This is a genomic window from Exiguobacterium sp. 9-2, from assembly GCF_036287235.1.
Taxonomy (GTDB): Bacteria; Bacillota; Bacilli; order Exiguobacteriales; family Exiguobacteriaceae; genus Exiguobacterium_A.
Genome location: NZ_CP142850.1, coordinates 354,025 through 373,277, shown reverse-complemented (window position 1 = coordinate 373,277; position 19,253 = coordinate 354,025). Strand labels below are relative to the sequence as shown.

Genomic DNA, 19,253 nt, shown 5'->3' with positions numbered 1-19,253 from the left:
TTAGACGTTCAACTGCAGAATCTCTTTGATTTTCTTAAAGGTTTCGATGAACTGGATGATTTCTTCTTCCTCGACCTTTCCTTCAATCAAACTTTCGAGATACGTATAGATTTCTTGCTCCGCCTCTGTCGCAACCAATCGTCCTGCTTCGGTCAACGAGATGTACTTCGTTCGGTGATCATCTTCTCGGCGTTCGACGATGACAAGTCCTTTTTCCGTCAACTTTTTCAGCCGATTGGAAATGGCGCTTTTATGTACGCCCTGTACTGCCGCGAGACGCCCCGATGAGATTGGTCCGTATTTTCCAACGAGCTTCAACACATGGAGTTGTTCCGGTGAATACATTTGCCAAACAGGCGCTTCGACTGACTTCAGCACACGTTCAGTTCCATGGATCATGACTTCTTCGAACAGGAGGACTGCTTCACGTAAATTATCTTTCATTTTTAGTTTACCCCCTAAACTTATGAAGTTAGTTTAGCCCCTCAACTAGTACGTTGTCAACTTTAAACTGTCACAACTCACCACTGCAGAACATGACCATTTTCTGTATGATAAAAGAAGAGAGGAGCATGCTTATGTTGACTTTATTTTGGATCGCATTAGTCATTTGTCTCGTCGGACTCATCTTTACGTTGCGGATTGCTAAGCAACCAGCAGAAGAGCAGTACGATCACAAGACTTCGGCAAAAAATATGTCTTGGATGTATTTCATTTTTCTCCCGATCATTCTGATTTTATTAGGCATTTTCTATTACTTTCTAACGTGACATAAAACAGCACACATCAGCCGATGTGTGCTGTTTTATGTCACTTCAAGGTTTTCGGACGGACGATATAGATATCGCATTTTGCATAACGGGAAATGTTTTCAGAAACACTCCCAATCATGATTCGTTCCATCGCATTCATCCCGACTGCTCCGCAGACGATCAGACCCGCACCAACGCGTGGTGCGATGACCTTTGGAATCAGTGTTTTCGGAGAGCCATTTTCGATGATCAGCTCAACTGTCTCGACACCTGCTTCTCGTGCCCGCTTTTCGTAACGATCGAGCAATTCTTGTGCATATTCGGTAACGTTTTGATCAATGAAACGTTTATTGGCACGTACGTTAGCAAACGTCTGAATATCGATGACATGGGCGATGACGAGTTTAGCATGATCAAGTTTGGCAAATTTCACTGCCTTCTCAAATGCTAAATCTGCTGTCTCTGATCCGTCGACTGCTACCAAAATCGTATGATATTGGCTCTCCATCAAGATTCATCCTTTCCGCACGACTCTCTTACAACATCCGATCATTTTCATTTTCAAGGGCACGGTTTTCGTGATCAAGTTTTCGTTCCGCTTCGATTCCCTCTGGCTCTGTTTCCAGAATACTTTTTGGTTCCGGCGCAGGACGAGAAGCCCCTGCTTCGTCTGCCAACAGGACATAATCGCCTTGCTGGACACGTAAGACGTGTTGCCGAATATCTGCCTCCGGCAATCCGAGTTCCGTAAAAGCAGTTTGAATTTCCTCAGCCGAAGCTGGTTTGCCTGTAAACCGCTCAAACAGCGTCCGTTTTCCAGAGACGAGTTGCGCCGCCGATTGCCCACGTAACATCGCCATATCAGTCTTGTCTTGCAACACGATATATAGATCCTCTTCTAGATAACCTGCAAAATGTAAATCCTCGATCTTACGAATTAAATCCGTTTCATTCTGATAGACACCAATCCATTGTTTTTTCCCCATGATGCACGCCTCCCCCTTTTATAACAGCTATATGGGATATACCCCAAATTCACCTAAAACATAACTAGGACGAAGAAGACTTAGGTGAATGCTGTCGAAAAAGACGTTGACGTTTCTGAAAGACGTAATAACATAGGAGTAAAACACACATTATGCCAATTCCCGCTACGATCTGTTGCAAGAGAACGAGACGTTCGTTAAACAATAGCCCAGCTAAATACCAGATGAGTGCGAGACCAAATACCCAATCTGAATGGATTGCGATGAACAGGAGTCCACCGATAACAGCTAGTGCGAGCGCACTCGTGCTCCATTGGCGTTCGGAAAGACTGAATAGAGAAGTGAACTGAAAATCCGATAAGATCCGAAATGGTAAAATCAATAGCATCGTACTGATCCAGGCAAGCAACACTGAAACTGGAGAGCGCATCCACGGCGAACGCCGGGGATGGTGTTGAATTTTCATATAGACTAAGCAAAGGCTGATGAAAGAAATCGTCGTCGAGACGAGTTCCCAAGGGGGGCCACTCATACTACTGATTCCAAGCGTCACGAGTGATAATGCAAGCCACCCTCCGATATCTTCAATCAGTTCTCGATCCGCAGGGAAGGCACGTACCGGTCGAATACACCAAATCAATAATGTCGTAAACACAACACCGGCAATGGCGTCAAAGAATGGTGCAGGAACAAGAGGTAACTTAAGAATGGTCATCGGCTGTTGCCAAACGACGCGTGCTAGCATTGCAAAGAGGAATGCTCCTACATTCATCAAGCGTAAAAATGTTAAATACTGCACGTCCCTTTTCACCTCCTCGTTCAGTCTGTTATTTAATTCCCGCTGTAGGAGTCCGAAAAACTAAAATGTCGCTTTGTTCTGTTGCCAAATTCCGGTACGATGAAAGGAAAAGGAGGAACGAGAATGGACGCATTTTTACTACCCCATCAATACAATTTCATTCGGAATCAAGTCGAGCTGCTGCAACATCAATTCGCAGCCGTTCATGACCCCGATGTTCGTGATGCTGTTCGGTACAGTGCCGCTGAAAAGATATTTGATCTATTGCCAGTACTTACACCGGAACAGGAAATCTTGTTGACGAACATTCGTGACGCTGAATCCGAACAGGATCTTCTCATGTATTTGACACGTGTGGAGCCGTTCGTCCAACCATTTCCGACCATCTCTGAATCACGAATCCGACAGCTCTTTAAAAAAACGAAAAAGCTACACGTTCCGCCACTTCACTCCTTTGAGTGGACACACACGACGTTTTTAAGCTGGAACGATACCGGAAATCGGAAAAAATATTTCGTCTATCCCTTGAATGGTGAATGGATTGGCGTAGAAGGTACCTATCTACCATCGATTCAAAAAGGGATTTGTGCGATTTGTCATACGTATAGTGATATTACACTCGTAACTGTCACGACACGCCGTTCGACTGAACAGCATCAAACGATTGGTCATTATATGTGTATCGATAGTGATGCTTGTAATCAAGCAGTGACCAAGCCGGACGTTATTGAAACGTTCTTAGCCCGTTCGCAAAAGAAATGATATGCATCAAAAAACACGTTCGTATGACTGGTCCGTTTGGATCAGTATACGAGCGTGTTTTAGTATATGATTTCATTTATACCTTCGTTACCGTCGAATCATGCATACAAAATTGATTTTTCCCCCGACGTTTTGCTTCGTACATTGCAAGATCTGCCTGCTCGATCAAGTCCGATCGAGAGGCTGCATGTGTAGGATAAATCGCGCCCCCAATACTTGCCGTCACAGGAAGTGGAATGATGCCATGATGAAACGGCTGTCGAAACAAGGAAACCAGGTGTTCTCCACACTGCACGACTTCTGATTCTTGTTCAACGTCAAATAATAAGACGATGAATTCATCCCCACCCTGTCTCGAAATGACCGTATTAGGCGGTAGTTTCTTTTGTAAGCGTGCCGTGACGTCGATGATGAGCTGATCTCCGACACGATGTCCGTACGTATCATTAATCTCTTTGAAGTGATCGATATCGATAAAGAATAATCCGACTTGTCCTTCACTCGCTTCCGCTCGGTACAAGGCATCTTGAAACAATCGTGCAAACAGATACCGATTCGGTAACCCTGTTAAAGCATCGTGATACGCCATGTGCCGCATCTCTTCCATGGCAGATGCTAGTGCTTCCGTTCGTTCCTCTACCTTCGCCTCAAGGTTTTCACGCAATCTTTGATTATCAACGACGATCCGAATTTGACGGGAAATTAATAACGGAATCGCAATCATCAGACCAATCGTCAAACCATTCCAACTGATTGTTTGCCGTGCCATCGTCACGAATAGAATTAACAAGAATACGTATGGCGTAATCAAACGCAAGACATCGATCCATTTCCGAGCGACATCAAAGCTGACGAATGATTCCTCAGCATCAAAACGATAAGCTGCTAATCCGACGATCATGACAGTCGCTAACCATAACGGATCGAGCCAACTCGAAGGGATGAGGTAATCAAATCGTTCTAGCACGACGTATAGAAGGTCGGCAATTAACTGAAAATGAAAAGCGAGTAAAATTAATAACAACGAGCCACCATTGCCACGCTTCATCAAACCAAAAAACAAGACAATCATTCCACCGAGTAATAATAAATCGCCGATCGGATAACGGAGCCATAAAATCGTTTCGATCGTCAGCAAGGCATTCGCTTCTAAATACGGCGTCACTAAGTAGTGCCATGAGAGCGACCCTGCAACGACTAGAATGATGAACTCATCGAATAAAAAAACACGCAAGTTGACCTCGCGTCGTCGATTGCGAAGAAAATAGCCAAAAGCGATCAAATAAATCAAGATTTGAAGACTGAAGATCAAGTCGATCCAGTCAAACGGTTCCGTTCGCGTTCGTCCTTGTAGAAAATATAGAAGCTGTCCACATTCGCCTAATCCAAGCATGGCATTAGCGAACAATAAAAGAAGAAATAAACGATAGGTAAAAGGGCGTCTTGTCTGACGTCGTTGTGTCTGCCAAATCAAATAGAGGGAGATCATCACACCACCGATCGTGAACAGACTGTTGACGACTTGTCCGATAAATGTATCCGTTCCAACGCACGTCACCCAGCCGATATGAAAGAGTAACCAACCGATGACGACTCCCAACCATTTCTGATACATAACGAATCCCCCCTTTCCTTTTTTAACCATAGTTCGTTTGTCCTATAGGTATATCGGTTCACGATTACTGTTTATTCACTCTTTTTTTATTTTATTAAAAATATTTTTGACAAGATTACTCTTTTTAAACGTAAGCAAAAACCGTGTTCACACCTAAGCGGTTTGAACACGGTTTAACAGAAATACATCATGTTTTCTTTAACTAGAACGTCGATTCTCTTCTGTCGAATCGATCGATTCACTTAAACTGAGCGGTAAGACGATGATGAAGCGACTGCCTTTTCCGACTTCAGATTCGACGTGGATGACGCCTTCATGTTCTTTGACGATTTCCTTACAAATTGATAAGCCGAGTCCCGTTCCACCGATTCGACGTGTATCGGAATTATCGACACGATAGAATTTATCAAATAAATGAGTAAATGCGTGGCGTGGAATCCCAATTCCTTCATCCTTCACTTCAATGATGGCTTGATCGTCTTTCGTATCGATCCAGACATCCACACGTCCGCCATCCGGAGAATACTTGATTGCATTGTTGATCAAGTTGCTCATCAGCTGTTTGATTCGGTCCTCATCTCCTAAGATGAACGGACGGTCCGGACTGAGCAATTGCAAATGAAGATCGTGTCGTTCACTTGAAGCGTCATACAGGGACATCACTTGTTCAGTTAGGCTGAGCAAATCAAGATGTGCCATTTGGTACAACTGTCCACCCGACTGCATCCGTTGAACGTCTAAGAAGTCCGTGACGAGGTTCGATAATCGTTCTGTCTCATTATGGATCGTCGCTAGATACTTCTGCTGTTTTGAGTCATCGATCTTTCGATTTAGCATCAACTCTGTAAAACCGTAAATCGATGAGAGCGGCGTTCGCAATTCATGTGACACAGTCGAGACAAGTTCTGTTTTTAGACGATCGGCTTCTGTTTCCCGGGTAATATCCCGTAAGACGAGAATGATTCCCTTCCATCCCCCGACGACATCAATGCGTTCCGCGTAGACTTCTAGATGCGCCGTATTGTTTCGAACATCAAATCGGACTTTGTCCGGTGAAATCTTACCGGAACGAATTAAATCCAGATACGTATTAAAGGCTTCAACATCATCCACCAACTGACGCATCACATCAATGACGTACTCACTCGAAGGTAACGTCCGATCTACTGTGAATTCCGTTTGAAGTTCTGGAATCAAGTCAAACAATGGACGGTTGACGTATAACTCCCCATTTCCATCCTCGAGATAAATGATCGCTTCTCGAATTGAGTCCAACACTTGCTCTGTCTTTTCTTTTTCCTGACGCATCCCTTCATAAGAACGCGTCCGTAGAAGTGAAAGCGTCATTTGTTGCGCAAACTCGCGAATATCCGTCAGCTGTTGTCCTTTATAAGCAGATTTGTAGCGAACGAGATAGATGGCAGCAATCAATTCATGCGTTTCTGGATCTTGAACCGGAATCGTCACCTCATGCGTACTAAAGGAATACGGATGCTCTTTTTCACGTGTAACGCGCTTCTCCGATTGAACGAATTCCATCTTGCGAACAGATCGATTGATGACGGACATCTCATCTTTCAGGAGATCTTTTAAATAGTCCATCGTCATGCCGTTTGTGGTTGCACCCATAAACTGCCCTTCTTCATAAAGCAATAGAGCACCGTACTCTGAAGAAGTGATATCGATCATCTTTTGAACGATTGCTGGATACGATTCGACAGTTTCGCGAACGGCAAGTGCCTCTGTTAGTTCACTACGTAATCGCAACTTTTCCTCATTCTTTTTCGTCGTTTGATACGCTTCTTCGAGTTCCTCTTGTTGCGCCTGTAACTCTTCTTGTTGCGCGAGCAATTCCTCACTTTGCGCTTGCAATTCTTCATTTTTACCTTGCATCGCATCCGTATGAGCATTCGTCGTCACGACCATCCGATTAAAGGAAGCACGTAATAATCCGATTTCGTCTGGACGTTTTTCTGTCGTCTTATCGATTTCAATCGGTTCCTTGCGAGCAAGTTTTTGATTATCGTCTACTAATCGTAACAACTGCCGCGTCATCCGGCGAAGGAACGGGTGAACGAATAAGAGAATGAATGCGACGAGCACAACGATACTTGAGATCCAAATCCATTGTGATTTTGCAACTTCACTCCGCAATTCCCCGACAGCGGTTTCTTGCTGTTGACTTAAATTCGTCCGGTATTCGTCAAGCGCTGCAGATGCTTTTTCAATATCTGGTGTAATATCGATTGAACCGTCTGCGGTTGGCTTTAATCGTCCTTGTTCTACGAGACGTTTCGCGATTGGTAAGGAAAATAGACTGTCCCCTTGTAAAAAATCCTCGTTGATTCGATTCGCCTTTTTTTCATTGACGTAAGACTGGGTCAGCGGAAATAAGGCGTCATAGTACAGTTCATATAAATTCGTCATTTGTGCCGCGAATTCTTCTTCTTCATCCGTTTTTGCGTTTCGCATGAACCAATCGGTCTCACTTTTAATATCTGTTCGAAGTGCTTGAACCTCGTCAAACCGATCCTGGTCTCCAAAGATGACAAACCCTCGTAAACCGAACTGAACCGTTTGCCAATTGTCCCATAAATCGTTGGCTCGGCGATTTTGTTCACTGATCGTTTCTAAATTTTGTTTAGACGTTTCAATTCGCCCTTCCATGTAGTCATAGACAAAGAACGAAGTAATCGATACTACGATCAGTACCGCATAAAAAACCGTCAGCAACTGCCGACCGATTCGTCGCCGAATCCAATTCATCATGAATGTATCCTCCTCATCATTCATTGAATGATGCTTTTTCATTTGTTTCTTTTAATATAATAGAAACGCTTTCGAAGCAACAGCTAAGATGTACAAAAAAAGACCTTTTCTCGGAATGTACCCGAAAAAAGGTCTTTTCATACTCTTATTTTTTCGCTTTTTTCACTGTCACAGACGTTACAGGACTCACTTGTCCGCGTGTATTCTTAACGTAAACCGACAGTTTCGCTTTTGCTTTTTGCTTTGGAATTTTGACGGAATAGTTTCCTTTAGAAGAAACCGTTCCTTTTCCGATGACTTTTTTCTTCGCATCTTTTACGTAGACGCTCAGTTTCTTTTCAGCTGTTCCGGTTACTTTCGTTTGACCGGCATAGACTGATTTCACTTTTGGTGCAGTTGGCGCTGGTAAGACTTTTACGATCGTCGGTTTACTTGTTCGTTTTGCAATATCCGTCACCGTAACGATCAAGCTTGAACCACCAACTTGCTTTGGCAATTTCGCGCTGAACTTACCTTTTGCATCGACTTTCGCTGTTGCAATTTTCTTTCGTTTCGCATCTTTGACTGTAATCGTACCGCCCGCAAGAGCTGTACCTGTCATTTTTGTCGCACCGGCAAGAACCGGTTTCACTTTTGGTGCTTTTGGTGCTTTTCCAGGAAGGACTTCTGTCCGTTCCGATGTGACGTCTAATCCATTCGCATAGCGAACCGTCAGAACTGTTTTTTGGTTTTGACGCGGAATCTTGACGCTGTATTTTCCTGCTTGTGCTGTTGTTGCAGCTAACTTTTTATTCGTTGTTGTTTCTTTGCCATTCTTATCTTTTGTTACGACAGCTGCCCACACTTCAACTTTCGTCCCTGTCTTGACTGTTCCAGAAACAACTAGTTGGTTATCGTAGACATCATTGACGTTCCCGTTCAAGTTCAACTGGGAGATCGCACGTGGAATACTAACTTTCCCGTAGCCAGCGACTGGACTGACATAAGCTGGGAACTCAGGCTCGATTTTCTCACCATCTTCGTCCTCATCTTCAAATTCATACCAGTCATTCGGATTTTCAAACGCAAGCGGTTCTGCACTCTTACGCAAGATTTGTTCGATTTGCGCTGGTGTCAGTTTCGAATTTAGTGATTTCAAGATACCCGCTACTGCGGCAACATGTGGCGAAGCCATACTTGTTCCATCCATGTACACCGTGTTACCGTCTGGAATCAAACTAGCCACTTTTGATCCTGGCGCTACGACATCAAGTCCAACACCATAGTTTGAATAATCCGCGACCATTCCGAGAGGGTTCGTCGCTCCGACAGAAATCGCGTATTCCGAGTTCGCTGGGTAACCGACCATCATGTCGTAGTCATTTCCTGAAGCAGCTACGACCGTAACACCATGATCTGCTGCATATTTCATCATATAAGCCATCGTCCGGCTCTCACCGCCACCAAGACTCATATTGATGACTTTTGCATCATGATCAACTGCATATTTAATCCCGAGTGCGATGGCGTCTGTTTCCCCTTCACCGTTCGCATTCAAGACTTTAACCGGCAGGATTTGTGCCGATTGATGGATTCCCTGGATACCATAATCGTTGTTCATCGTTGCTGCGATGACGCCTGCCACGTGTGTCCCGTGACCGTTGTCATCAATTGCATTCCCGTCACCGTTGACGGAAACGTAGTTCTTTTCATTTGCGATATCAACTTTGCCTTGTAAGTCCTTCAAACGATAATCAACACCTGTATCGATGACTGCAATCTTAACAGGAGCTAATTTTTTTGTTCCAAAACGTTGTTGGAATGCTTCAAAGCCGATCCCAACGTTATCAAATTGCTCAAAAGCAGTCTTTTTATTGACGGCCCACTGGTAGTCGAAGTTGATATCACTTGTCGCACGGTACGTCTGAACTTTCTCAACGTACTCAACGGCTGACGAACGATTGAGTGATTGTTTTAATGCTGCCGCTGATTGACCTTTAACAGTTGGATCTTCCGTCACGATGACGAAGTCTCCTGCATTGCCAAGGGATAAACGTTCTACATCATTTGCTTGAACACCCGCAATCTTCATCGAACGGTTCATCTTACCTGGTTTTAATTTGACGATGTAACGTGTTGTTTCTTTTGATTGGATACTCATACCCATTGACTGGAATGTTTCGCTTAACGAACTACCACTTAATTTCGAGATATCCATTTTATTTGCATATCCATCAATCTCTTCAGCAATCACAGTAGGTGACGCTTCACGTGATAATTTGTAAAGACGATCGACAGCTTGTTGATCAGCTTTCGTCAACGTGTATGAAGTTCCACGCACGAGTGCTTCCATCGCTGGTTTCAATGTTTTTAAATCTTCGTATGCTTGTTGACGCTTATCTTTGTTAAATAAAAGTGTTTTGACGACATAAGGCGATGCTTTGTAGTAAAGCGATGTCAAAGCGCGTCCAGCATCCGATTGGCTCAATACTTGTTTTTGAATCGAGTGCATGAGCGCAAGCATCGGTTTTTCTTCTTTTGTTTGTTTGAGCGCTTCTTCTGCCATACAGCTGATATCATTGATCGGTTCATACTCAACCGGCAATTTGACGTTGTTATACGTTAGTTTAGCGTGCGCTGCTTTTGTCGTCTTCCCTTCTTCGATGTTCGGGTAATATTCTACTTTGACATAATACGGTCCATCCCATGCGTATGAAACAGCTAGTTTTGTCGGTGTTTTTTCATTTGGCTCTGCTTCTGTCCGGTAACGATCAAACGTATCGTCTTCTGCAGCCATCGCTTCGCTCGGATAAGCTGTTACTTGAACAGGTTGATCCGTATCGATTGATAACTCGAAGTGAGAGGCAGTTTTTTCTACACCCGCTTCATGATTGACGCGGTACCAATATGTATTTTTTTCTTCCGTTCCTGTTTCAAGCGTCGTCTCTTGACCTGCTTTCAAAAGCGTTGCTTTAGCAAGGGTAGTCTCCGCCTTTGCTGTCGTAGGTCCTACTCCAAGCGTCAAAATCAGACAGCTCAGCATGACCCAAATCATCAGTTTCTTCACAGATGTTCCTCCTTCAAAATGGACGTACTTTACCTTGATTATAAACAGGATATGGATAAAATGGATATTTATTTTATGGATGTATCTTACAATTTTGAAAGGAAAGGCACTCAATGCTCACACGCATTGAATGCCTTTAATGATTATTTAAAATCTGCTACATATTCGCTGTATCCTTCTTGTTTCAATTCCTCTTTCGGAATGAAACGTAAAGCAGCCGAGTTCATACAATACCGAAGTCCGGTCGGTTTCGGACCATCCGAGAAGACGTGTCCGAGGTGTGCATTCCCATGTCGACTCCGGACTTCCATCCGTTTCATGCCGATTGAGAAATCACTTTTCTCAATGATATTCCCCGGCTCAAGTGGTTTCGTAAAGCTTGGCCATCCTGTCTTCGAGTCATATTTATCGTTTGATGAAAACAGTGGTTCACCAGAAATGAGATCGACGTAGATCCCGTCTGCCTTTAAGTCATGATACGGATTATCAAATGCCGGCTCTGTCCCATCTTCTTGTGTCACCTCGTACTGGATTGCGGTTAGTTTCTTTTTAATTTCCGCGTCTGATAATTTTGGATACGTTGGAAGGTTAAGTTTTGGTTGATCGTTCCAGTAGCGATTGATAAAGTCATCGCGTCCAGAAGCTGCCCGATAAAACTTATATTTTTTCTCATTCGTTAAATAATAATCCTGATGGTATGCCTCCGCTTCGTAAAAAGGACCTGCTGCAATCAATGGTGTGACGATTTTTTCATCAAAAACCTTTTGTTTCTCTAAATCCTGTTTCGATTGCGTTGCAATTTCTTTTTGTGTTTCATTCGTGTAGAAAATCGCTGTCGTGTACGATTCCCCTTGGTCGACGAACTGACCGTTTGCATCTGTCGGGTCAATCTGACGCCAGTAGACATCGAGTAATTGTTTATATGAGATGACGTTTGGGTCAAACGTGATTAACACCGCTTCCCGATGCCCTGTCGTCTCCGCCGATACTTGATTGTATGTCGGATTTTCGACATCACCGCCCGTGTAACCGGAAATGACCGATTTAACTCCTTTTAACTCCTCAAACGGTGGCTCCATACACCAGAAGCATCCTCCAGCTAAGATTGCCGTCTCTTCCGGTTGATAACTCAATTTCTTACTACCACTTGATTTTGCCTGCTGTTGCTGGAACACGAAGTATCCCCCGACCATGACGACGATGAGACCAATGACGGATAAAACTGTCCACATTCGTTTCTTCATCTCCCTTCGCCTCCTTTATTTAGCTTACGTTACGTGACGTTTATTGGATGTTATTTTATTTAACTGTACCGCGCTGTTGCTGGCTTGTCGTAGCATGTGCTTAAATGAAGCACATTCATTTATCTCTTCTATGATCCTACTAATATATATGTTTTTAATAAAAAGCAGCTGACACATCGTCAGCTGCTTTTGTGTGTTCAAAATGATTAACGCACGCTTTCTTCTTTGATTTTTTGCGGCTTCATGATTTTTGCTTCTTTTTTCTGACGCATGCGTTCCGCATTCATCAGTCCCCCTAACATCAAAACAACAGCCGATAAATAGAACCATGTCATCAAGACGATGATTCCGGCAAGCTGACCGTAAAGACGGTCGTAACTCCCAAATTCAGCGTAGTAAGAGAAGAATTCCGAAACGACTTGCCAAGCAATCGTCGCGAAAATTGCCCCGGGAAGTACCTGACGAACCGTCAAATGGACACTCGGTAAGATCCGATATAATAAAATGAAAAAGACAAGTAAGAACAATGTCCCGAGTCCCCAGCGGAATAAGAACCAAATCCATGAGTAGTTCGTTACGAAATCAGCAACGATTGAAAAATGATTGATGAAACGTCGTGTTAGTTTCTCTGAAATCGGAACAATCAATGAAATCGGTAAGATGATCATCATCCCGATTGTAAAGGCGAAGTCTTGCAACAGCCCGCGCCAAAACGGTGCTTTCCGTGTCACTTCGAGCGCATCATTTAGCGAGCGGACAAGTGACTGGACCGACATCGAAGCAAGCCAAAAAGCGGCGATGAAACTGATCGAGGCAAGCTTAAAGCCGCCTTGATCAAAGATTCCGACGACGTTCCGCTGAATCAAGTCGTACGTTTCTGCTGGAGCAAATGGTCGAATCAAATCCAGCACGTTTTCCGACGTAAACGGTAAGAACGAGACGATCCCAACCACAAATAATAAGAATGGGAATAAGGACAACATCAGATAATAGGCGAGCTGAGCCGATTTATCAAAAAAGGCTTCACCAAAAAAACGGGCAAATACAGGTTTGATTAAAGACATACAAATTTCCTCACTTTCAACTCATTCTCTACACTATCCCCCATTTCATAACTTCTTTAAACTTTTGGGAGTCTTTTGAACTTATAACAACCTTATACATCATTCAAGTTTGGCGCTTCGTTTCTTCGCGGGGTACACTAGGAACAGAGATTGTATCGTGCTTGTTTTTCAGAAAGGATTTCGATTCGTGGACCCATTCATTCAATCCGAAGCAGAACGCTTCTTTACTTCTTATATAGAGCAATACCCCGAAATGTCCGGACGTCAGCAAGAAGTCATCCGTTCGATTCAAATGACAGGAACATATGAACAGACGGCTTCCGAGCTCGCGTTCGGTGCTAAGCTCGCTTGGCGCAACAGTAACCGATGTGTGGGACGCCTCTTTTGGGAGCAACTTCATGTCTTTGACGCGCGGGATGCGTTGACCGTCGAAGCGGTCCGCGACGCGTTATTTGAGCATATCCAGTTCGCGACGAATGAAGGACGAATTCGCTCGACGATCACGATTTTTCATCCGACACGTGTGCGGCTGCATAATCACCAACTGATTCGCTACGCTGGTTATGAGACTGCAACAGGAATCATCGGCGATCCGGCTTCTGTCCAACTGACACGACAATGTGAAGCACTTGGCTGGACAGGGGCAAAAACACCGTTTGACATCCTTCCTCTCTTGATTGAACTCGATGGACAACGTAGTCTGCATCCGATTCCAGACGAGCTCGTGCTCGAAGTCAGCATCACACATCCTGACTATGACCTGTTTGATGGTCGCGAAGTCCGCTGGTATGCCGTACCGATGATTGCTGATATGCAGCTTGAGATTGGCGGTATTGTTTATCCGTGTGCCCCGTTCAACGGTTGGTATATGGGAACAGAAATCGGCGCTCGTAACCTCGCCGATACGGATCGTTACGATCTGTTGCCGCTCGTCGCGACGCAACTCGGTCTGAACACATCGCGTGAACGTTCACTCTGGAAAGACCGAGCGCTCGTCGAACTGAACGTCGCCGTACTCGAATCTTTTGAACGCGCTGGTGTTACGATCGTCGATCACCATACCGCTGCGAAACAGTTCGCTCGTTTCGAAAAAAATGAAGCGGCATGCGGTCGCGATGTCACCGGGGAATGGTCCTGGCTCGTACCACCGATGAGTGGTGCAACGACGCATATGTTCCATAAAGATTACGACCCAGAAATCAAACGACCGAACTTCTTTCCAAAACCAACACAGACAGCGCCTGTGACGGGTTGTCCGTTTCAACAAGGAGTATTGAAATGAATTATGTCGAACAGTTACGTCGAAAAATCGGTCACGATCCGGTCATTCTCGTCGGTTCCGTTGTCCTCGTCGTGCAACATGAACACATTCTGCTGGAACAACGGAACGAAGCACAAGCTCGCTTCGGTTTGCCAGGTGGATTAATGGAATGGGCGGAATCACCGGAAGAGACCGCTCGTCGGGAACTCCTCGAAGAGACTGGACTGGAAGTCGAACGATTGACGTTACTCGATGTCTACTCCGGTCCGCAATACGTGACGATTTTAGCGAACGGAGACGTCTTTCAAAGCGTCACTCTCGCCTATATCGGTGAACATCCGATCGGAACGTTAAAGCAAAGTGACGAAAGCATCAAACTTCAGTTCGTTTCGCTAGACGACTTACCCGATCACTTGGTCGGTTCTCACGCTCGAATGATTGAAGACTACAAAAAACGCCGCTGAAGGATAGCGGCGTTTTTCTTATAGTGACTGACGCATGATGTATTGCTTCAAATCCCGTTGTATCCATCCTTCAGAACGTAATGCTTCCCACACTTGTACATCTGTCGATTGATAATGATAGGTCGTTCCCGGTAAATGGCGGACGACTTCTGTCGCATGCCTTGCTTTATGTTCTGTTGGACCGACGACCGACAATAAAGCAGCCTCCGCTACAGCGACGACACTTTCCTCGAGTTGATAATAATTCGCCTGCAAGCGTTGCATGACATGAGGATCTTGTTGCCAGATGTATTCTCCTTGTCCACGATACTGTTTTAAGAACTCTGTTTCTTCGATCGCTGGCAAAGCGGATTTTTGATGTTCATCGGTTAAATGAAAATATCCAATTTCTCCAACAATCTTGTAGTGAAGCGATTGATACAATCGAATCGCCGGATCGTTCCCTTGAATGACTTCAAGCATCAGTTCATCCATTCCGATTTCCTTAGCGTGGCTCAGTTGCGCTTGGTACAAGGCTTTTGCAATGCCAAGTCGTCGATACTGCGGTGAAATGCCCAGCCCTCCACATCGCATGATGCGTTGACCATCGATTTCCTTCCAACCGTTCAGCCAAAGACCAACCGGTTTTTCTCCATGGTAGGCAATAAACGAATGTTCCAACTGGTTTCCGTCTCGCTCGAGAATTCGCTTCTGAAACTCTGCTTCTGATAAGTGCAGCGGAATCAGATAATCTTGAAATCCATCCTGCATCGTTTGATATGCTGTTTTTAAGTCAGGCGCGCGTTGAATATGAATCATCGAAAAACCTCCTTTTCCACTGAGCAGTTTCGCTATCTTTCTTGCGATTTCCTGCACACAAAAACACCCTTGTCGCCAAGGGTGCCCTACTTATTGAATTTTAGAACGGCTACGTCCGTAACCAAAGTAAACAAGCAGTCCGATTGCTGTCCAAACGAAGAAGGCAATCCATGTGAATTTCTGTAAGTTGACCATCAACATGATACAAGCGAGGACTGATAGAATCGGTAAGACTGGTACGAACGGAACTTTAAAGGCACGCTTCAAATCAGGACGCGTCCGGCGCAGAATGATGACTGCGATTGAGATGAGCGCGAATGCTGCCAGTGTCCCGATGTTGATCAATTCAGCAAGTGTACCGAGTGGCACGAATCCAGCAATCAAACCAGCGATTGTTCCGAGAATCCATGTCGCTTTGACCGGTGTGTGTGATTTTTCATTAACATCCGAGAAGACTTTCGGTAAAAGTCCGTCACGGCTCATCGCGAACAAGAGACGAATAAGACCAAATGTCATAACAAGGATGACCGTCGTCATACCAACGATGGCACCCAAGTCAACAAATCCAGCAACCCAGTCTTGACCTGCGACTTTTAACGCAAGCGATACGGGACTATCGACACCCTCGAACTGTTTGAATGGAACGATTCCGACCATGATAGCCGAAACGACGACGTATAGAACGGTAACGATCGCAAGCGATCCCAAGATTCCGATTGGTAAGTTACGTCCTGGGTTTTTGACTTCTTCTGCCGCTGATGTAACCGCATCGAACCCAAGGTACGCAAAGAAGGCAATCGCCGAAGCTTGTAGGATCCCACTCATACCAAACGGAGCAAATGGTTTATAGTTGCCTGGTTCGACATACCAAATCCCGACGACGATGAAAAGAACAACGACGGCAACTTTGACGAGTACCATGACATTGTTGACGCGTTTTGTTTCTTTAATGCCAAGTGAAAGCAAGAGCGTGATGACCATTAAAATCAAGAATGCCGGTAAGTTAAAGAATGTCTCGCTTCCCGGTACAGCTCCTGGCGCAGCTGTTAAAGCCGTCGGTAAATGGACGCCGAAACCTGCTAAGAGCGACTGGAAATACCCTGACCAGCCAGTTGCAACGGCACTTGAAGCGAGTCCATATTCTAAGATCAAACACCACCCGATGATCCAGGCGACAAGTTCCCCGATCGTTGCGTATGTATACGTATATACACTACCTGAAACAGGAATCATCGACGAGAATTCAGCATAACAAAGGGCTGCGAGTGCACAGACGACTGCAGAAATAATGAATGAGATCGGTAAAGCTGGTCCAGCATAAAGAGCACCCGTTCCTGTTAGAACGAAAATTCCGGTTCCGATGATGGCACCGATTCCAAGTAAAATAAGGTCAAACCCTGATAAATGACGTGCCAGTTTGGAATGTTGTTTCATATCCATCATTACACTGACATCTTTCTTGCGAAGCAAACTCATGTTTCATCCTCCGAACTTTCTCTTTTTTCTGAATATTCAAATCATTGAGGTAATTGACTTTCTAATCATAACAAACGATGTCAGGTTCGATAAGTCTTTTTTTCTGTATTTTTTCACAAAGTGGTCAAACCACTTTTGTGAAAATACGACAACGCTTTGATGCATCAACGCAAAAACGCCCTTTCCCCTAAAGTTAGAGGAAAGGGCGTACTCTCATTACGGACGATCATTAGGGTGATCGAGGTTTGGACGATTGTTAGGATGATCGAGGTTTGGCCCTTTATGATCATTTGGGTCAATCGGATAATCATCTTGTTGTGCTAAATCATTTTCTGGCAACGCACCTTTTGGTGTACCATGTGTCGTTTCATCTGTTGAAGATGAACGCGCTGAACGTGGTGCACGATCTGGTGTGACATCATCCGCTGCTTGTGACGCAGCACCTTTTGCTGCATCTTTCAAGCTTGGTGAAGAAGAAGTCGATGCAGACTTACTTGGAAGATTCGATGTGTCGACTTCCGTGTTCTCTGCTTTCTTTTGCAAACGATCGAGGTAACGCGATGCATTATCACGTCCACCGAGACCAAAGGCAAGACCGAAAGCAAGCGCAAGTGCTCCAAGGATCAAGATGAAGGCTGAGTTGACGATTGTATCCGCAACACCCAATTGATCAAGTGCCATGAAGACAGCAAGTGCAAGAATCGCATACTTCGCAACGATTGAGAGGACTTTCAGTTCAGAGTTACCGAACAGGCTGTCCATCGTACGTTTGACAAGGTTGCTGACGATGATACCGATCGCGAGAATGATGATCGCTGTCAAGACGCTTGGCAAGAAAGCAAGGACGGCACGACCGAGGTCGACCATGAAATCAAGACCAATCAAGTTGAAGGCTTCGACGACGAAGAGAACGACGATGACGATCTCAACGAGTGCACCAACGATGGAAGCTGGTGATGTAGACGCTTGGTTCGCATCCCACGTCCCGATTTTCAAGTGACGTGTTAGGTTGTTGAATCCAAGACGTGACAAGAGATCTGTAACGAATTTCTTGATGAAACGTCCGACATAAAGACCGACAAGAATCAGAACGACACCGACGATGATGTTCGGAATCATACCGAGGACATCGTTCAACATGTTGATCGCTGGTCCTGTAATTCCTTTAATATTTAATTGATCAAGTGCTGAAATCGTGATTGGAATCAGAATCAAGATGAAGACGACTGTTCCAAGAATCGACGACAGTGATTTCGAATCTTTTTGATCATTTGACCCAAGATTGAAGCGAGATGCAAATTTATCCGTTCCAACAGCATGAAGGAAATTCGTCACGATATCGCGGACGATTTTCGCTACGAGGAAGCCAACGAAGAAGATGGCTGCCGCAGCAATCAAGCGTGGAATGAATCCAAGGAATGACGATAACAATTGGCTAAACGGTTGTGAGACACTCTCAATGTTCAACGCACCAAGTACACCTGGTAGGAACAGAAGCAAGACGAGGTAGAAGACGATCTCCCCTGCGATTTTTGGATAAGCTGAAAGATCTGTCTGACCTTGAAGCATCTTGTTCGAACGTACTTTGTCGTTCGCCATCAGCTTCGTACCTGCTTTGACGATGATCATGCGGAGAACGACCGCGATGACATATGCCAAGAGGAGGATGAGGGCTGCTTTTAGGATATTTGGGATTGCCGCGAGCAATGTACTCATCGTATCCGCAAGTGGTCCCGCAATGATGTTCAGATTAAGGATATTGAAGACCAAGATCAGGACGAAGACCATGAGAACCCAAAAGACGACAGTCCCGATAATTTTTTCAGGTGTCCACTTTTTCTTCTTTGGTGGCGCTCCTTCTTTTTGAGGCGATAACTTGTTGACGACTCCAGATTTCTCTAACGCTTTTTGAATCCCGTTCGCAATCAGCTTAGCAATGAGCCATCCAATTAAAAAGACGATGATCGCTCCAAGCAAGTTGCCAAGTGATCCGAGAATGCCGTTCAAGTTCAACGACGTTCCGTTCCAAATGTTATTCATCTTTTCACACTCCTTCACCTAAGATAAAATTATATATTTCTAACACTTCTTTAATTTCCCCAGCTAAAGGATTTGTTAAACCCTTACCTGTACCAGAATGTGGCGTTTCTTGTTTTTCCTACAAGAAATTGGATAACTACGGTATGTGAAAATACACATTTACAATAATCGTTTCTA

Annotated in this window: 16 protein-coding genes; 4 read left to right on the top strand and 12 right to left on the bottom strand. The window is 44.6% G+C overall.

All coding sequences use genetic code 11. From position 1 onward, the window contains the following. Entirely contained in the window at nucleotides 1–444 is a 444-nt protein-coding gene (locus VJ374_RS02030) for a MarR family winged helix-turn-helix transcriptional regulator (protein WP_035411126.1), read from the bottom strand. A gap of 134 nt (nucleotides 445–578) precedes the next feature. Between VJ374_RS02030 and VJ374_RS02025 the strand changes: the two genes are divergently transcribed. Next, nucleotides 579–770 (top strand): hypothetical protein, encoded by a 192-nt coding sequence (locus tag VJ374_RS02025; RefSeq protein ID WP_035411129.1) that lies wholly within the window; start codon nucleotides 579–581, stop codon nucleotides 768–770. 40 nt (nucleotides 771–810) lie between these two features. Here VJ374_RS02025 and VJ374_RS02020 read toward each other — a convergent pair whose 3' ends face one another. The 3 genes from VJ374_RS02020 to VJ374_RS02010 form a co-directional block, all read right to left on the bottom strand. Next, nucleotides 811–1,260 (bottom strand): universal stress protein, encoded by a 450-nt coding sequence (locus VJ374_RS02020; RefSeq protein ID WP_056063846.1) that lies wholly within the window; start codon nucleotides 1,258–1,260, stop codon nucleotides 811–813. A 28-nt stretch (nucleotides 1,261–1,288) separates the two neighbouring features. Continuing rightward, on the bottom strand, nucleotides 1,289–1,738 hold the full coding sequence (locus VJ374_RS02015) for a general stress protein (RefSeq protein ID WP_035411135.1): 450 nt from the start codon (nucleotides 1,736–1,738) through the stop codon (nucleotides 1,289–1,291). Between the two features lie 64 nt (nucleotides 1,739–1,802). Further along, nucleotides 1,803–2,537 (bottom strand): hypothetical protein, encoded by a 735-nt coding sequence (locus VJ374_RS02010; RefSeq protein ID WP_056063849.1) that lies wholly within the window; start codon nucleotides 2,535–2,537, stop codon nucleotides 1,803–1,805. Between the two features lie 123 nt (nucleotides 2,538–2,660). Between VJ374_RS02010 and VJ374_RS02005 the strand changes: the two genes are divergently transcribed. Beyond that, on the top strand, nucleotides 2,661–3,299 hold the full coding sequence (locus tag VJ374_RS02005; protein WP_035411141.1) for a FusB/FusC family EF-G-binding protein: 639 nt from the start codon (nucleotides 2,661–2,663) through the stop codon (nucleotides 3,297–3,299). Between the two features lie 76 nt (nucleotides 3,300–3,375). On the opposite strand, the gene VJ374_RS02000 is transcribed toward VJ374_RS02005, so the two are convergent. From VJ374_RS02000 to VJ374_RS01980, 5 genes are all read right to left on the bottom strand, one after another. Then, a complete protein-coding gene (locus VJ374_RS02000; protein ID WP_329469964.1) occupies nucleotides 3,376–4,914 on the bottom strand; it encodes a GGDEF domain-containing protein in 1,539 nt (512 codons plus the stop codon). A gap of 198 nt (nucleotides 4,915–5,112) precedes the next feature. Beyond that, the gene (locus VJ374_RS01995) at nucleotides 5,113–7,683 is read right to left on the bottom strand and encodes a HAMP domain-containing sensor histidine kinase (protein ID WP_308102166.1); all 2,571 of its coding nucleotides are present in this window, start codon (nucleotides 7,681–7,683) and stop codon (nucleotides 5,113–5,115) included. A gap of 145 nt (nucleotides 7,684–7,828) precedes the next feature. Further along, nucleotides 7,829–10,729 carry a S8 family peptidase gene (locus VJ374_RS01990; protein ID WP_329469963.1) on the bottom strand — a complete coding sequence of 967 codons (2,901 nt, stop codon included), beginning with the start codon at nucleotides 10,727–10,729 and terminating at the stop codon, nucleotides 7,829–7,831. Between the two features lie 143 nt (nucleotides 10,730–10,872). After that, nucleotides 10,873–11,973: a peptide-methionine (R)-S-oxide reductase MsrB gene (gene msrB / locus VJ374_RS01985; protein ID WP_329469962.1), complete on the bottom strand. Its 1,101-nt coding sequence runs from the start codon at nucleotides 11,971–11,973 to the stop codon at nucleotides 10,873–10,875. 206 nt (nucleotides 11,974–12,179) lie between these two features. After that, the gene (locus VJ374_RS01980; RefSeq protein ID WP_035411153.1) at nucleotides 12,180–13,037 is read right to left on the bottom strand and encodes a YihY/virulence factor BrkB family protein; all 858 of its coding nucleotides are present in this window, start codon (nucleotides 13,035–13,037) and stop codon (nucleotides 12,180–12,182) included. Nucleotides 13,038–13,224: 187 nt separating this feature from the next. Here VJ374_RS01980 and VJ374_RS01975 point away from each other — a divergent pair, with 187 nt between their 5' ends. Both VJ374_RS01975 and VJ374_RS01970 read left to right on the top strand, forming a co-directional pair. Then, entirely contained in the window at nucleotides 13,225–14,319 is a 1,095-nt protein-coding gene (locus VJ374_RS01975) for a nitric oxide synthase oxygenase (protein WP_442899596.1), read from the top strand. Continuing rightward, nucleotides 14,316–14,762: an NUDIX hydrolase gene (locus tag VJ374_RS01970; RefSeq protein ID WP_290755854.1), complete on the top strand. Its 447-nt coding sequence runs from the start codon at nucleotides 14,316–14,318 to the stop codon at nucleotides 14,760–14,762. The genes VJ374_RS01975 and VJ374_RS01970 overlap by 4 nt, the downstream gene beginning before the upstream one ends. An 18-nt stretch (nucleotides 14,763–14,780) precedes the next feature. Here the strand turns inward: VJ374_RS01970 and VJ374_RS01965 are convergent, their stop codons facing one another. The 3 genes from VJ374_RS01965 to VJ374_RS01955 all read right to left on the bottom strand — a co-directional run bounded on the left by VJ374_RS01965 (nucleotide 14,781) and on the right by VJ374_RS01955 (nucleotide 19,076). Beyond that, nucleotides 14,781–15,560, bottom strand: a complete 780-nt coding sequence (locus tag VJ374_RS01965) for a GNAT family N-acetyltransferase (RefSeq protein WP_313489691.1) — start codon at nucleotides 15,558–15,560, stop codon at nucleotides 14,781–14,783. A gap of 90 nt (nucleotides 15,561–15,650) precedes the next feature. After that, nucleotides 15,651–17,036 (bottom strand): branched-chain amino acid transporter BcaP, encoded by a 1,386-nt coding sequence (locus VJ374_RS01960; protein ID WP_035411158.1) that lies wholly within the window; start codon nucleotides 17,034–17,036, stop codon nucleotides 15,651–15,653. 216 nt (nucleotides 17,037–17,252) lie between these two features. Beyond that, nucleotides 17,253–19,076 (bottom strand): mechanosensitive ion channel, encoded by a 1,824-nt coding sequence (locus VJ374_RS01955; RefSeq protein ID WP_035411161.1) that lies wholly within the window; start codon nucleotides 19,074–19,076, stop codon nucleotides 17,253–17,255. Nucleotides 19,077–19,253 lie beyond the last annotated feature (177 nt).